This window comes from Pseudomonas sp. KK18 (assembly GCF_037094675.1).
Taxonomy (GTDB): Bacteria; Pseudomonadota; Gammaproteobacteria; order Pseudomonadales; family Pseudomonadaceae; genus Aquipseudomonas.
This window is the reverse complement of the sequence record NZ_CP146605.1, coordinates 268,555-282,828: the sequence shown is the minus strand read 5'-3', so window position 1 is coordinate 282,828 and position 14,274 is coordinate 268,555. Positions and strand designations below refer to the sequence as shown.

Below are 14,274 nucleotides of genomic sequence, written 5' to 3'. Positions count from 1 at the left end.
ATAGTCCCAGCATCTCTGACCACCCGTGCGTAGCCATGATCAAACAACAGCTCGACCGCTTTAACCGTCTGGAACTGCTGGGCGGCGCCACCGCCCTGGAAAAACTCGAGCGGCTGTCGGCCTGGCTGGGGCGTGACGTCTACGTCAAACGCGACGACACCACGCCGCTGGCGATGGGCGGCAACAAGCTGCGCAAACTCGAATACCTTGCCGCCGATGCGCTGGCCCAGGGTGCCGATACCCTGGTGACCGCCGGCGCGATCCAGTCCAACCATGTACGCCAGACCGCTGCGCTGGCCGCCAAGCTGGGCCTGGGCTGCGTTGCCCTGCTGGAAAACCCGACGGGCACCGAAGACCCCAACTACCTGGCCAACGGCAACCGCCTGTTGCTGGAGCTGTTCGACGCCAAGGTCGAGTTGGTGGAGAACCTGGACAACGTCGACGACCAGCTCAACGCCCTCGCCGACCGCCTGCGCAGCAACGGCAAGAAGCCGTACCTGGTGCCCATCGGCGGCTCAAATGCCCTCGGCGCCCTGGGTTACGTGCGCGCCGGGCTGGAGCTGGCCGGGCAGATTGAAGACAGCGGCATCCCGTTCTCCACCGTGGTCCTGGCCTCCGGCAGCGCCGGCACCCACAGCGGCCTGGCCCTGGCGCTGGCCGAAGTACTGCCCGAGCTGCAAGTGATTGGCATAACGGTGTCCCGTACCGACGAAGCCCAGCGCCCCAAGGTGCAGGGCCTGGCCGAACGTACCGCCGAATTGCTCGGCGTGCCGCTGCCGGACGCGTTCAAGGTGATCCTGTGGGACGAGTACTTCGCCCCCCGTTATGGCGAGCCGAGTGCCGGCACGCTGGCGGCGATCAAGCTGGTGGCCAGCCAGGAAGGCCTGCTGCTGGACCCGGTCTACACGGGCAAGGCCATGGCCGGGTTGCTGGATGGCATTGGACGCCAGCGCTTTGAAGAGGGGCCGATCATCTTCCTGCACACGGGTGGCGCACCGGCGTTGTTTGCTTATGATTCGAGCTTTTGATATTCCATAAAGAAATATCAATCTGATTTTATATTATTTTCAAGTCTTAAAAACCGGCTTTATAGTCGCGCCGTAGGCGAGCTTGATGGCGATACGCATGACTGGGCAGATCCAAAACACCGAGTTGATGCATTCGCGGGCAAGCCCGGCTCCCACACACCGCGCTTTTAAGGCAGGATACGACTACCGCGTCACCTGCATCGCTCAACATAAAAAACACAGGGGCTCTTCATGACTATTTCCGTATTCCGTCGCACGTTACTGGTTGGCACATTGGGGCTGGCGCTTGGCGCCGGGTGGCTCGGTCAGGCAGTTGCCGGCGAGCAGTTGGACAACATCAAGAAAGCCGGCGAAATCAAGATTGGCCTGGAAGGCACCTACCCGCCGTTCAGCTTCGTCGATGAAAGCGGCAAGCTCAGCGGTTTCGAGGTCGAGTTGTCCGAAGCGCTGGCCAAGAAGCTGGGCGTCAAGGTCAAGCTGCAAGCCACGCCGTGGGATGGCATCCTCGCCGCCCTGGAATCCAAGCGTCTGGACGCGGTAGTCAACCAGGTGACCATCTCCGATGCGCGCAAGGAAAAGTATGACTTCTCCAAGCCTTACACCGTCTCCGGGATCCAGGCGCTGACCCTGGCGAAGAACGTCGACACCATCAAGACCGCCGACGACCTGGCCGGCAAGAAAATCGGTGTGGGCCTGGGCACCAACTACGAACAATGGCTCAAGGAAAACCAACCGAAAGCCATCGTCAAAACCTACAACGATGACCCAACCAAGTTCCAGGACCTGCGCATCGGCCGTGTCGACGCCATCCTGATCGACCGCCTCGCCGCGCTGGAATACGCCAAGAAAGCCAAGGACACCGCCGCTGCCGGTGCTGCTTTCTCCCGTCAGGAAGCCGGTATTGCCCTGCGCAAAGGCGAGCCTGAACTGCTGGCCGCCGTGAACAAGGCTCTGGACGAACTGCGCGCCGACGGTACCTTGAAGAAGCTGTCCGAGAAGTACTTCAACGCTGACGTTACTCAATAATGGAAGCAGGTTTCCAACTCGCGCTGGACTCCGCGCCCTTTCTGCTCAAGGGCGCGTACTTCACGGTCATCCTTAGCCTCGGCGGGATGTTTTTCGGCTTGCTGCTGGGCTTCGGCCTGGCCTTGATGCGCCTGTCGCGCTTCAAGTTGTTGAGCTGGACCGCCCGCGTCTACGTGTCGTTCTTTCGCGGCACGCCCTTGCTGGTACAGCTGTTCCTGATCTACTACGGCTTGCCGCAAGTGGGCATCGAGCTGGATCCGATCCCGGCGGCCATGATCGGCTTTTCGCTGAACATGGCTGCTTACGCCTGTGAAATCCTGCGTGCCGCCATCGGTTCCATCGAGCGCGGCCAGTGGGAAGCTGCGGCCAGTATCGGCATGACCCGTGCGCAGACCCTGCGCCGGGCCATCCTGCCGCAGGCCATGCGCACGGCCTTGCCGCCGCTGGGCAACAGCTTTATTTCCCTGGTCAAGGACACTGCCCTGGCCGCCACCATCCAGGTGCCGGAGCTGTTCCGCCAGGCGCAATTGGTCTCGGCCCGTACCTTCGAAATTTTCACCATGTATCTGTCCGCCGCCTTGATCTACTGGATTCTTGCCAGCGTCCTGGCACACGTGCAAAACCGCCTGGAAGCACGAGTCAACCGGCATGACCTGGAGTCTTGAAGCATGATCGTGGTTGAAAAACTGACCAAACAATTCAAGGGTCAGGTGGTGCTTAACGGGATCGACCTTGAGGTCAAGGAAGGCGAAGTCGTCGCCATCATCGGCCCCAGCGGTTCCGGCAAGACCACCTTGCTGCGCTGCCTGAATTTCCTCGAAGAACCCACCAGTGGCCGAATCAAGGTCGGTGACATCGAGATCGACAGCAGCCGCCCGCTCAACCAACAGCAAAGCCTGGTGCGGCGCCTGCGCCAGCACGTGGGTTTTGTGTTCCAGAACTTCAACCTGTTCCCGCACCGCACGGCCCTGGAGAACGTCATCGAAGGCCCGATCGTGGTCAAGAAGATGCCCCGGGCCGCCGCAGATGCCCTGGGCCGCAAGCTATTGGCCCGGGTCGGCCTGGCAGGCAAGGAAGACGCCTACCCACGCCGCCTCTCCGGTGGGCAGCAGCAACGGGTGGCCATTGCCCGGGCCCTGGCGATGGAGCCGGAGGTGATCCTGTTCGATGAGCCGACTTCGGCCCTGGACCCGGAGCTGGTAGGCGAAGTACTGGCGACCATTCGCAGCCTCGCGGAAGAAAACCGCACCATGGTCATCGTGACCCACGAAATGAGTTTCGCCCGGGATGTGGCCAACCGGGTGATCTTCTTCGACAAGGGCGTCATTGTTGAACAAGGCGAAGCCAAGGCGCTGTTTGCCAACCCGAAAGAAGAACGTACCCGGCAGTTTCTCAGCAAGTTCATCAACAACTAACTTGCGCCGATTCATTGTAAGAAGCTTCGCTTTATAGAGTTGCCGAAAGGCAACTCGCCTCTTTAGTGTTTTTGGGGAAACACCCTTTATTCATTGGGTAAAAGTCACCCTGAAGCACGCACTTGCAGCGCCCTCCCAGTAAGACCCTTCTGAATATTCCATAACCCCCTGTTTGCCCCGCCCAGCCTCTTGACGCCAACTAACCAAGCCTCTTATCTAACGCCAAGAGGATTGGATCCATTCTGGTTTTTTATTAAATCGTTTCTTTCGGACTACGTCGCCTGCCCGCGCCTGATGTCCGGAACGATTGCTGCTGGCTGCACCAAGGAGATTATTTATGAAGCGTATTTCCACCCAGGCGCTGCTCACTGCCCCGACCTTGCCCCAGGCCCATCGAGAAGGCATCAATGCCCTCGCTGCGACAAACCTGCAGGTCGATATCGCGCCTTACTGCGGCATGGACGAGGGCGACCTGATCGAGTTGTTCTGGAACAACTGCTTTGCCGCCTCCCGGCGCATCACCGCCGGCAAGATCGGCATGCCCACCAGCCTGCGAGTGCCGGAGAGCTTTGTGCAAAATGGCCCGGCACGGATTCATTACCGGGTCATGCAGGTCGGCCACGGCCCGGCACGCTCGGCCATCACCCGGGTGCAGGTCAAGACCGACTACCCCGGCGGCATGCCCTCGGCACTGAGCCTTGATGAAAACCAGAACCTGGCCGCCGTCAGCCTGCCCGAGACCATCCGTCGCCATGGCGTCAACAGCAGCCAGATCCGCCGTGGCGTGCCCCTGACCATCGAGCCGTACCTGAACATGGCGACCGATGACGAGATCACCCTGCGCTGGGGTGACGTGCGCCTGGACCTGCCGAGCATCCAGGCTGGCGATGTGGGCAAGGCGGTGCAGGTGTGGGTGCCGTCGGCCATCATTGTCGAGGCTGGGGACGACCATCGCCTCGAAGTGACCTACTGCATTCTCGACCGGGTCGGCAACAATTCAAGCTGGGCGCCAGCCCGCATCCTGCGCATCGCCGCGCTCGCTCCCCAGGCCCCGACCAGCCCCGCCAGGGCCCCGCTGGCCTACCAACCCCGTCGCCCCGGCTCGCCTTGTGAACCGGGGTGACAGACCTTCTATGCATATTCCTAAAAGTTAGTTTATTAAAAAATTTAACACGCTTAGGGTATATGCACCGGACCACCGGACATTCCTGATTTTTTTATCTTTTCAACGGATGTGAGGTAGGTATGGTCAAAATTACCCCGGTGCGTAACGCCAGGGCATTGCGTGCAGCCAAGGAGCGGCGCTGATGTCTAACTTGGCACAAACACCCCCCCAGAGTGATCTGGACGTTGCCCCGCTGTTGTTGCCCGCCAAAGTGCTGCGCAACGACGCCGAGGCCCTGAGCGCCGCCCACGAGCTGGCACAGGCCGCGCGCCTGCAAGCGGCCAGGCGCGATCAGCAACGCAAACTGCCCTGGGCTGAAATCGAACACTTCACCCGCAGCGGCCTGGGCAGTATTTCCATTCCCCGTGAGTACGGCGGCCCGCAGGTGTCCTTCGTGACCCTGGCCGAGGTGTTCGCGATCATCAGCGCGGCCGACCCGGCGCTGGGGCAAATCCCGCAGAACCATTTCGGCATCCTGCACGTGCTGCAAGGTGCGGCCAGCGAGCGTCAGAAAAAGCAGCTGTTCCAGAGCGTTCTGGACGGCTGGCGCATCGGCAACGGCGGCCCGGAACGCGGTACCAAAAACACCCTGGACCTCAAGTCACGCATCACCGCCGAAGGTGACGGCTACGTCGTCAGTGGCCAGAAGTTCTACTCCACTGGCGCGCTGTTCGCCCATTGGGTGGCGGTCAAGGCCTTGAACGATGACGGCAAAGTCGTAATGGCGTTCGTGCGCCGTGGCACCGAAGGCCTGCGCATCGTCGATGACTGGTCCGGCTTTGGCCAACGCACCACCGCCAGCGGCACAGTGCTGCTGGATCAAGTGGCGGTGGACGCCGAACTGGTGGTGGAAACCTGGCGACTCGGCGAAACACCGGGCATCCAGGGTGCAGTCTCGCAATTGATCCAGGCGGCCATCGACGCCGGCATCGCCCGTGGCGCGATCGACGACACCATCAGCTTTGTACGCGAACGCTCGCGGCCATGGATCGACGCCAAGGTCGAACGGGCCAGCGATGACCTGTATGTGATCGCCGATATCGGCAAGCTGAAGATCGAACTGCACGCCGCTGAAGCCCTGCTGCGCAAGGCCGGCCAGGTACTGGACCAAGTCAGCGCCGCGCCGATCACCGCGCAGTCCGCCGCACGCGCCTCGATTGCCGTAGCCGAAGCCAAGGTGCTGACCACCGAGATTTCCCTGCTCGCCAGCGAAAAGCTGTTCGAGCTGGCCGGCAGCCGCGCGACCCTCGCCGAATTCAACCTCGACCGCCACTGGCGCAACGCCCGGGTGCACACCCTGCACGACCCGGTCCGCTGGAAGTACCACGCGGTGGGCGCTTACCACCTCAACGGCACTTTACCTGCCCGACATTCCTGGATTTAACCGACCAGACCTCTGGAGAAACCTATGACCCTTTCTCATCACGTCGCGGTTATTACCAGCGATGAACAAGCCCTTATTGTCGCCAGCGACCTGGCCGAAGACTTCCGCCGCGACAGCGCCTTGCGTGACCGTGAACGCCGCCTGCCCTTGCCTGAGCTGGACGTGTTTTCCCGCTCCGGCCTGTGGGGCATCAGCGTACCCAAGGAGTTCGGCGGTGCCGGCGTTTCCAACGTCACCCTGGCCAAGGTCACGGCACTGATTGCCCAGGCGGATGCGTCCCTGGGGCAGATCCCGCAAAACCATTTTTATGCCCTCGAAGTGCTGCGGGTGAACGGCAGCCCGGCGCAGCAAAAACGCCTGTACGCCGAAGTGCTCGCCGGCCAGCGCTTCGGCAATGCGCTGGCAGAACTGGGCACCAAGACCGCCCACGACCGCATCACCAAGATCACCCGCGACGGTGACGGTTTCCGTATCACCGGCCGCAAGTTCTACTCGACCGGCGCGATCTACGCCCAACGTATTCCCACGTCCGTGGTGGACGAAAACGGTGTGCAGCAACTGGCCTTTGTCACCCGTGACAGCGAGGGCCTGAGCGTGATCGACGACTGGAGCGGCTTCGGCCAGCGCACCACCGGCAGCGGTTCGGTGGTGTTCGATAACGTGTGGGTCGCGGCCCAGGACGTGATCCCGTTCCAGAGTGCCTTCGAACGCCCGACCACTGTCGGCCCGCTGGCGCAGATCCTTCACGCCGCCATCGACACCGGTATCGCCCGCGCTGCCTATGAGGATGCGCTGCACTTCGTGCGCACCAAGACCCGGCCGTGGATCGACGCCACCAGCGACAAGGCCACCGAAGATCCGCTGACCCTGAAAAGCTTCGGCCACTTGAGCATCCGCCTGCACGCCACCGAAGCCCTGCTGGAACGCTCAGGCGAATTCCTCGACCGCGCCCAGGCCGACAGCAATGCCGACACCGTCGCGGCCGCATCCATCGCGGTCGCCGAAGTGCGCGCCCTCAGCACCGAGATTTCCCTGGCGGCCGGCAGCACCCTGTTCGAACTTGCCGGAAGCCAGGCGACCCTCGCCGAACACGGCCTGGACCGCCACTGGCGCAACGCCCGGGTACACACCCTGCACGACCCGGTGCGCTGGAAGTACCACGCCGTGGGCAATTACTACCTCAACGATGAAAACCCGCCACTGCGGGGGACTATCTGATGGCGAAGAAAAAGATCCTGCTCAATGCCTTCAACATGAACTGCATCGGGCACATCAACCACGGCCTGTGGACCCATCCACGGGACAACTCGACCCAGTACAAAACCATCGAGTACTGGACCGAACTGGCGCAATTGCTGGAACGCGGACTGTTCGACGGGCTGTTCATCGCCGACATCGTCGGCGTGTATGACGTCTACCAGAACTCGGTGGACGTGCCGCTCAAGGAAGCGATCCAGCTGCCGGTCAACGACCCGTTGCTGCTGGTCTCGGCCATGGCGGCGGTGACCAAAAACCTTGGCTTCGGCCTGACCGCCAACCTCACCTACGAACCGCCGTATCTGTTCGCCCGGCGCATGTCGACCCTCGACCACCTGAGCCGTGGCCGGGTGGGCTGGAACATCGTCACCGGCTACCTCGACAGCGCCGCCAAGGCCATGGGCCTGACCGAGCAGGTCGAGCACGACCGGCGCTACGACCAGGCCGACGAATACCTGCAGGTGCTCTACAAACTCTGGGAAGGCAGCTGGGAAAACGACGCGGTGATCAACGATCCGCAGGCGCGGGTGTATGCCCAGCCGGAAAAAGTGCACAAGGTCGAGCACAAGGGCGAGTTCTATCAGGTGGAGGGTTATCACCTGTGCGAGCCGTCGCCGCAACGCACGCCGGTGCTGTTCCAGGCGGGCAGCTCCGACCGTGGACTGCTGTTTGCCGGGCGCCACGCCGAGTGCGTGTTCATCAGCGGGCAGAACAAGGCCTCGACCAAGATCCAGGTGGACAAGGTGCGCGCCAGCGCCGTGGAAGCCGGGCGCAACCCGGACGATATCAAGGTGTTCATGGGCCTGAACGTGATTGTCGGCGCCACCGAAGAAGCTGCGTGGGCCAAGCACGCCGAGTACCTGAGCTACGCCAGTGCGGAAGCCGGCGTGGCGCATTTCTCGGCATCCACGGCGATCGATTTTTCACAGTACGAAATCGACGAACCGATCCAGTACGTGAAGAGCAACGCCATCCAGTCCGCGACCAAGAACCTGCAAAACAATGACTGGACCCGGCGCAAGTTGCTTGAGCAGCACGCCCTGGGCGGGCGCTACATCACCCTGGTGGGTTCGCCGGCACAGGTGGCGGATGAACTTGAATCATGGATCAGCGAAACCGGCCTGGATGGCTTCAACCTGACGCGCATCGTCACCCCGGAAAGCTACGTCGACTTCATCGAACTGGTGGTGCCGGAGCTGCAGCGCCGGGGCTCGTACAAGACCGCGTATGAGACCGGGACGTTGCGGGAGAAAGTCTTCCACCACTCGGCGCACTTACCTGATCAACACACCGGCTCCACCTACCGCCACTGAACCAAAATGTGGGAGCGGGCTTGCTCGCGAAAGCGCTGTATCAGTCGCCGGATGCATTCACTGACACACCGCTTTCGCGAGCAAGCCCGCTCCCACAGTTGACCGAATTGTTTGCACTCACACCTTATGACTGGAAATCCACTATGAAAAAAACATTGCTCAGCCACCCAGTCAAAGCACTGGCGCTCGCCCTCGGATTGTTCAGCTCGGCGGTATTCGCCGCTGACGCTCCCTTGAAAGTCGGCACCACCGCCGCCTTCGCCATTCCACTGGAGGCCGCCGTCGAAGAGGCCGGCAAACAGGGTTTGAAAGTCGAACTGGTGGAATTCACCGACTGGATCGCACCCAACGTCAGCCTGGCAGCCGGCGATATCGACGTGAACTACTTCCAGCACATCCCGTTTTTGGAAAACGCCAAGGCCGCTGCAGGCTTTGACCTGGTGCCGTACGCGCCGGGCATCATCAATAACGTCGGGCTGTATTCGAAGAAGTACAAAAGCATCAACGACCTGCCCCAGGGCGCCAGCGTGGCGATTGCCAACGACCCGATCAACAGTGGTCGCGGCCTGCAACTGCTGGCCAAGGCCGGCTTGATCACGCTCAAGCCGGGCGTAGGCTACAAGGCCACTGAAGAAGACATCGTCACCAACCCGAAGAAGATCAAGATCCTGCAAGTCGAAGCCGTGCAACTGGTGCGCGCTTATGACGACGCCGACCTGGTGCAGGGCTACCCGGCGTATATCCGCCTGTCCAAGACCTTCGATGCCGAGTCGGCGCTGCTGTTCGACGGCCTCGACCACCCGGAATACGTGATCCAGTTCGTGGTCCAGCCCAAGAGCAAAACCGACCCGCGGGTGATCAAGTTCGTCGACATCTACCAGCACTCGCCGGTGGTGCGCGCCGCGTTGGATAAATCCCTTGGCAAGCTCTACCAAGTGGGCTGGGAAGATAAAAAATGACCGCCGCCCACTCTCAACTGCGCGACCTGGGCCTGCCGCCCAGGGACGCCGAGCAGACAGAACTGCACCCGGACCTGAATCGCGCGCACGTGCGCTTTATCAACCTGGGCAAGACCTATGACGGCCAATCCGTGCCCGCCCTGCAAGGCATCGACCTGGCGATCCAGCGCGGCGAAGTCTTCGGCATCATCGGCCGCAGCGGCGCCGGCAAGTCGTCGCTGATCCGCACCATCAACCGCCTGGAACAACCGAGCAGCGGCCGGGTATTGATTGACCAGGTGGACATCGGCGACTTCGACGAAGACCGCCTGGTCGCCCTGCGCCGACGCATCGGCATGATCTTCCAGCACTTCAACCTGATGTCGGCCAAGACCGTGTGGCAGAACGTCGAACTGCCGTTGAAAGTCGCAGGCGTGCCCAAGGAGCAGCGCGAGAAGAAGGTGCGTGAACTGCTGGAATTGGTCGGTTTGCAGGATAAGCACAAGGCTTACCCGGCCCAGCTGTCCGGCGGGCAGAAACAGCGGGTGGGCATCGCCCGCTCACTGGTGCATGACCCACAGATTCTGTTGTGCGACGAAGCCACTTCAGCGCTCGACCCTGAGACCACGCAATCCATCCTCGGCCTGCTGCGGGAGATCAACAAACGCCTGGGCCTGACCATCGTGCTGATCACCCACGAAATGGCCGTGATTCGCGAAATCTGCGACCGCGTGGTGGTGCTGGAACACGGCCATGTGGTCGAGCAAGGTCCGGTGTGGGAAGTGTTCGGCAACCCGCAGCATGAGGTCAGTAAAACCCTGCTGGCGCCGCTGCAACATGGCCTGCCTGAAGAGTTGCAAAGCCGCCTGCAGGCCAATCCGACCTCAAAGGACGCCGCCGTGGTGCTGCGCTTGCAACTGACTGGCAGTGCCGAAGACGAACCCGATCTTGCTGCGTTGTTCAGCGCCCTCGGCGGGCGCGTGCGCTTGCTGCAAGGCGGTGTGGAACGCATCCAGGGCCACGCCTTGGGGCAATTGCTGCTGGCGGTGAGCGGCTCGTCCCTGACCGCCGAAGAACTGCGCAGCCGCGCCGGGCGCTGGGCACAACAGGTGGAGGTGCTGGGCTATGTGGTTTGATCGTTTATTGCAGGGCGCCATCGACACACTGTTGATGGTCGGAGTGTCGTCGTTGATTGCATTGCTGGTGGGGATTCCGCTGGCGGTGTTCCTGGTGACCAGCGACAAGGGCGGCATCTATCAGGCGCCTGCCTTGAATCGGGTGCTGGGGGCGTTCGTTAACCTGTTCCGCTCGATCCCGTTTTTGATTTTGATGGTGGCGCTGATTCCGTTCACCCGGTTGATCGTCGGCACCACCTATGGCGTGTGGGCGGCGGTGGTGCCGTTGACCATCGCGGCCACGCCGTTCTTTGCGCGGATCGCCGAAGTCAGCTTGCGCGAAGTCGATCACGGCTTGATCGAGGCGGCGCAGGCCATGGGTTGCCGGCGCTGGCATATCGTCTGGCATGTGCTGCTGCCGGAGGCGCTGCCGGGGATTGTCGGCGGGTTCACGATTACCCTGGTGACGATGATCAACTCATCGGCCATGGCCGGGGCAATTGGCGCCGGTGGGCTGGGGGATATTGCCTATCGCTATGGCTATCAGCGTTTTGACACGCAGATCATGCTCACCGTGATTGTGCTGCTGGTGATCCTGGTAGCCGTGATTCAGTTGGGCGGCGATCGGTTGGCCAGGGTTCTGAACAAGAGGTGAGGTATAGTCGGGCCATCTCAGCGCCCGGTATAACCTGCCATGAAACTTGCCCCCGACGACCTCGACCAGATCACCTCCACCACCCTTGGCCACTACAACAAAGTGGCCGAGGATTTTCGTGAAGGCACCCGCGATCACGATGTGAGCCAGAACATTGATGCGTTGCTGCGGCATATCCAGGGCGACGCACCGTTTACCGTGCTGGATTTCGGCTGCGGGCCGGGGCGGGATTTGCAGACGTTTACCCGCATGGGCCACATCGCGGTGGGGCTCGATGGTTCGGAGCGCTTTGCACAGATGGCCCGGGAAGACAGCGGCTGTGAAGTGCTGCAACAGGACTTCCTGAAGCTGGATTTGCCGGCCGGCCGTTTCGACGGGATCTTCGCCAATGCGGTGCTGTTTCATATTCCCAAGCAGGAACTGCCGCGCATTCTTGGGCAGTTGCATGGGGCGTTGAAGGTCGGTGGAGTGTTGTTCAGCTCAAACCCTCGGGGTGAAAACCAGGAGGGCTGGAATGGGCCGCGGTATGGCTCGTATCACGACTTGCAGGCCTGGCAGGAATTGCTGACGGCTGCGGGGTTTATGGAGTTGGAGCATTACTACCGGCCAGCGGGATTGCCTCGGGAACAACAGCCGTGGCTGGCAAGTGTGTGGCGCAAGCTGTAGGTCTTTGTTGTTTGGGCTTGCTCGCGAAGGACTCACAGCCGCCACTCATCCACCTGATACACCACAGCCTGGGCGCCAGGCACAAAAGCCGTAATACGCCCCTCAGCAAAATTCGCCACCAACCGCGTTCCATCGGCAAACGTGGTCTGCTGCACCTGTTTATCTTCCGTCAGCCAGCGAAAATCGGTCATGGCCTGAGTCGCCAACCGCTCATGCAGCGGCCGGAAGAACGCGTCCTGGCGCTGAATCACCGGCAAGCGCTGCTTCACTGTCGCCGCACTCAGGTGATACAGCGGCGGCACGTTGTAGAGCAGTTGCGTCAGCTCGCTTTCGGCCCGCACGTTGCTCAGTTTCAGGCTGTCGAACAGCCAATGGTGGGTGGTGATCACCGAGCCATGGAACACCGCCTGATACAGCGGCAGGCGCATCGTCGGGTCAAAGTAGACCGTGCGAAACGGCTCTTTCAACGGCACCGACTTGAAGAACACCGCCGGCTGTTCCGGCGGGTACCAAGCCCCGACGTAATACGGCGACTGCCTGTCCTTGGTCATCTCCCGATCACCCCAGCCCAGCACCGGCGTTTGCATGCCGTGGGCAAACAGGATGCCTCGGGCGGTGATCGCGTTGCCGTCCTCGGAACCTGCCGGCAACTTCAGCGCCGTATTGATCCAGCGGGCCGCATCGATATTGCCTTCGGCATTTTGTGCCTGGGTCATGCTCGCACCCGTGCGATAGCTGTCGAACAACATACTGGTGGCATAGGCGTCGAGGAACCAGGCGTTGAACCCGGACTTGGCCTGCACCGCCTTGATCCGCGCCTCCAGCAACGGCCGCACGCAGCGCGGGTCGGTGTAGTGGCCGGACTTCTGGAAGCCTGTCTTGAGCTGGCCGCCCTTCAACACGATCGCGCACTCGCCATAGGCCTTGCTGCCCAGGTGCGCGGTGGTCCAGTCGGGATTTTCAGTGGCCGACAGTGCCGTTTCATAAGAGTCGTAGGGCGCCATCAGGTAACCGGCGTCGACCCCGGTCTTCACCGCCTCAGGATGCCAGAGCCCGCCTTCCCAGCCTTCGCCCTGGGTCACCAGCAGGCGCTTGAGACCGGCGCCTTTCAGCGCGTTGGTGACGGACAAGGTGTTGCCCCAAGTCTCAGGCGTGGCGCTCAAGGCACCGGCAAAAGCCACGGCCAACTCGCGACGCAACGCACCATAGCCATCAGCGAGTTGGGTCATATTCGGCTCGGTGGAGGGCTGCCAGCTTTGCCGGGCCTTTGTGTTGATCGCCGCGTTCAGGCCGCGCAGCAGGACAGCCTGCTCATACGGTTGCTTGACCTGCCGAACCTGCGCAGCCTCTTTGTCCAGCAAGCCATTCAATTCAGCCGCCAAGCCTTTGCCGCTGCGTAGCAGCTTGAGCAGTTGCGGCCAGTCGCGCACATCCCCCGGAGCCAGCAGATCATTGCCCCACAGGTAGATATGGCTGGCGCCCAGCAGCTTTTCCGCTTCCGGGGTTTGCCGCAACTTGTCCGCCAACGGTTCAAACAGCCCCTGCTCCACCAGCCACTGGTGATAACGCTTGGCGCCGGCCAGCGGGTCGCTTTCGCCCAGGTGCAACAGAACGGTCATCGGTGCCGCGGGGTCCAGCGTGGTGAATTCATGGAAGGCGGACAACGCCAGTCCTTTGCCGTCGGCCTGCCAGTGCAGACGGTTGTTGTAAGGATTGGTCATCAGCCAGTTGAGGGTAAACGCGCCGTGATCCACGCCCCACAGCGGCAAGCTGAGGTCCTGGGTGGTGTTGACGTCGCCCTGTTCCAGCAGGAAGTCCTGCCACACACCATTGCCCGCCGGCACGTAATGCCCTTCGGCCAGGGGCCAGATCAGGCCCTTGCCCATGGCGCTGGCGGGTTGGCGCAGGATCGCCAACTCACCGGCATCACGGGCGGTAATCGTCAGGGCAAGATCCCGTTGCTCGAGGGTGGCGCTCAGGCGATAGGCGCCATCGTCCCATTGCCAACTGGCCTGACGGGTGCTTTGGGAGAGCTGGTTGACCCTGTGCGCAGGGCCTCCGCTTGAAGCCTGCACGGCGGTCTTGTCGCTGGGGAAAACGTGGATCGCAAGGGTCGCCGGGTCGATCTCAACCCGCCACAGGGCGTTCTCCAGCACCGTGCCGGCAAGGGCCACGGGCGACAGTAACAAGCTACAAACCAGCAGGAAACAACGCATGGGGCAGGCCTTGGCAAAGGATCAGGCCCGGAGGGTAAAACAATTGATCGGGTGCGAAGGGCAAAAAAATGTTTCAGGGAACATTCCCACGTCCGT

General features: G+C 61.8%; 13 protein-coding genes. 12 read left to right on the top strand and 1 reads right to left on the bottom strand.

Annotated elements, in window-relative coordinates; translation table 11 throughout:
* Positions 1 to 35 precede the first annotated feature (35 nt).
* The 12 genes from V6607_RS01260 to V6607_RS01205 all read left to right on the top strand — a co-directional run bounded on the left by V6607_RS01260 (position 36) and on the right by V6607_RS01205 (position 11,962).
* Positions 36 to 1,028 carry a D-cysteine desulfhydrase gene (locus tag V6607_RS01260; protein ID WP_008435811.1) on the top strand — a complete coding sequence of 331 codons (993 nt, stop codon included), beginning with the start codon at positions 36 to 38 and terminating at the stop codon, positions 1,026 to 1,028.
* Between the two features lie 231 nt (positions 1,029 to 1,259).
* Positions 1,260 to 2,054 (top strand): cystine ABC transporter substrate-binding protein, encoded by a 795-nt coding sequence (gene tcyJ, locus V6607_RS01255; RefSeq protein ID WP_003211859.1) that lies wholly within the window; start codon positions 1,260 to 1,262, stop codon positions 2,052 to 2,054.
* Positions 2,054 to 2,719, top strand: a complete 666-nt coding sequence (tcyL, locus tag V6607_RS01250) for a cystine ABC transporter permease (protein WP_003211857.1) — start codon at positions 2,054 to 2,056, stop codon at positions 2,717 to 2,719. The genes tcyJ and tcyL overlap by 1 nt, the downstream gene beginning before the upstream one ends.
* Before the next feature lie 3 nt (positions 2,720 to 2,722).
* Positions 2,723 to 3,469 (top strand): L-cystine ABC transporter ATP-binding protein TcyN, encoded by a 747-nt coding sequence (gene tcyN / locus V6607_RS01245; protein ID WP_134325540.1) that lies wholly within the window; start codon positions 2,723 to 2,725, stop codon positions 3,467 to 3,469.
* 337 nt (positions 3,470 to 3,806) lie between these two features.
* Positions 3,807 to 4,592: a hypothetical protein gene (locus V6607_RS01240; protein ID WP_003211852.1), complete on the top strand. Its 786-nt coding sequence runs from the start codon at positions 3,807 to 3,809 to the stop codon at positions 4,590 to 4,592.
* A 184-nt stretch (positions 4,593 to 4,776) separates the two neighbouring features.
* Positions 4,777 to 6,018 (top strand): SfnB family sulfur acquisition oxidoreductase, encoded by a 1,242-nt coding sequence (locus V6607_RS01235; RefSeq protein WP_008435817.1) that lies wholly within the window; start codon positions 4,777 to 4,779, stop codon positions 6,016 to 6,018.
* Positions 6,019 to 6,042: 24 nt separating this feature from the next.
* Complete coding sequence (locus V6607_RS01230) at positions 6,043 to 7,236, top strand: SfnB family sulfur acquisition oxidoreductase (RefSeq protein ID WP_003211848.1); 1,194 nt, start codon at positions 6,043 to 6,045, stop codon at positions 7,234 to 7,236.
* Positions 7,236 to 8,588, top strand: coding sequence for an LLM class flavin-dependent oxidoreductase (locus tag V6607_RS01225; protein WP_134325539.1), 1,353 nt, complete (start codon positions 7,236 to 7,238; stop codon positions 8,586 to 8,588). Before V6607_RS01230 ends, V6607_RS01225 begins: the two co-directional genes overlap by 1 nt.
* 143 nt (positions 8,589 to 8,731) lie before the next feature.
* Complete coding sequence (locus V6607_RS01220; RefSeq protein ID WP_003211844.1) at positions 8,732 to 9,547, top strand: MetQ/NlpA family ABC transporter substrate-binding protein; 816 nt, start codon at positions 8,732 to 8,734, stop codon at positions 9,545 to 9,547.
* Complete coding sequence (locus V6607_RS01215; RefSeq protein ID WP_003211842.1) at positions 9,544 to 10,662, top strand: ATP-binding cassette domain-containing protein; 1,119 nt, start codon at positions 9,544 to 9,546, stop codon at positions 10,660 to 10,662. Before V6607_RS01220 ends, V6607_RS01215 begins: the two co-directional genes overlap by 4 nt.
* Positions 10,652 to 11,296 carry a methionine ABC transporter permease gene (locus tag V6607_RS01210; RefSeq protein WP_003211840.1) on the top strand — a complete coding sequence of 215 codons (645 nt, stop codon included), beginning with the start codon at positions 10,652 to 10,654 and terminating at the stop codon, positions 11,294 to 11,296. Before V6607_RS01215 ends, V6607_RS01210 begins: the two co-directional genes overlap by 11 nt.
* A 39-nt stretch (positions 11,297 to 11,335) precedes the next feature.
* Entirely contained in the window at positions 11,336 to 11,962 is a 627-nt protein-coding gene (locus V6607_RS01205; RefSeq protein WP_008435824.1) for a class I SAM-dependent methyltransferase, read from the top strand.
* Positions 11,963 to 11,994: 32 nt separating this feature from the next.
* Here V6607_RS01205 and V6607_RS01200 read toward each other — a convergent pair whose 3' ends face one another.
* Entirely contained in the window at positions 11,995 to 14,178 is a 2,184-nt protein-coding gene (locus tag V6607_RS01200; protein WP_134325537.1) for a glycoside hydrolase, read from the bottom strand.
* Positions 14,179 to 14,274 lie beyond the last annotated feature (96 nt).

Coding starts and splice junctions, on each gene's coding strand:
- V6607_RS01260 (WP_008435811.1), top strand. CDS start 36: ATGATCAAACAACAGCTCGACCGCTTTAACCGTCTGGAACTGCTGGGC.
- tcyJ (WP_003211859.1), top strand. CDS start 1,260: ATGACTATTTCCGTATTCCGTCGCACGTTACTGGTTGGCACATTGGGG.
- tcyL (WP_003211857.1), top strand. CDS start 2,054: ATGGAAGCAGGTTTCCAACTCGCGCTGGACTCCGCGCCCTTTCTGCTC.
- tcyN (WP_134325540.1), top strand. CDS start 2,723: ATGATCGTGGTTGAAAAACTGACCAAACAATTCAAGGGTCAGGTGGTG.
- V6607_RS01240 (WP_003211852.1), top strand. CDS start 3,807: ATGAAGCGTATTTCCACCCAGGCGCTGCTCACTGCCCCGACCTTGCCC.
- V6607_RS01235 (WP_008435817.1), top strand. CDS start 4,777: ATGTCTAACTTGGCACAAACACCCCCCCAGAGTGATCTGGACGTTGCC.
- V6607_RS01230 (WP_003211848.1), top strand. CDS start 6,043: ATGACCCTTTCTCATCACGTCGCGGTTATTACCAGCGATGAACAAGCC.
- V6607_RS01225 (WP_134325539.1), top strand. CDS start 7,236: ATGGCGAAGAAAAAGATCCTGCTCAATGCCTTCAACATGAACTGCATC.
- V6607_RS01220 (WP_003211844.1), top strand. CDS start 8,732: ATGAAAAAAACATTGCTCAGCCACCCAGTCAAAGCACTGGCGCTCGCC.
- V6607_RS01215 (WP_003211842.1), top strand. CDS start 9,544: ATGACCGCCGCCCACTCTCAACTGCGCGACCTGGGCCTGCCGCCCAGG.
- V6607_RS01210 (WP_003211840.1), top strand. CDS start 10,652: ATGTGGTTTGATCGTTTATTGCAGGGCGCCATCGACACACTGTTGATG.
- V6607_RS01205 (WP_008435824.1), top strand. CDS start 11,336: ATGAAACTTGCCCCCGACGACCTCGACCAGATCACCTCCACCACCCTT.
- V6607_RS01200 (WP_134325537.1), bottom strand. CDS start 14,178: ATGCGTTGTTTCCTGCTGGTTTGTAGCTTGTTACTGTCGCCCGTGGCC.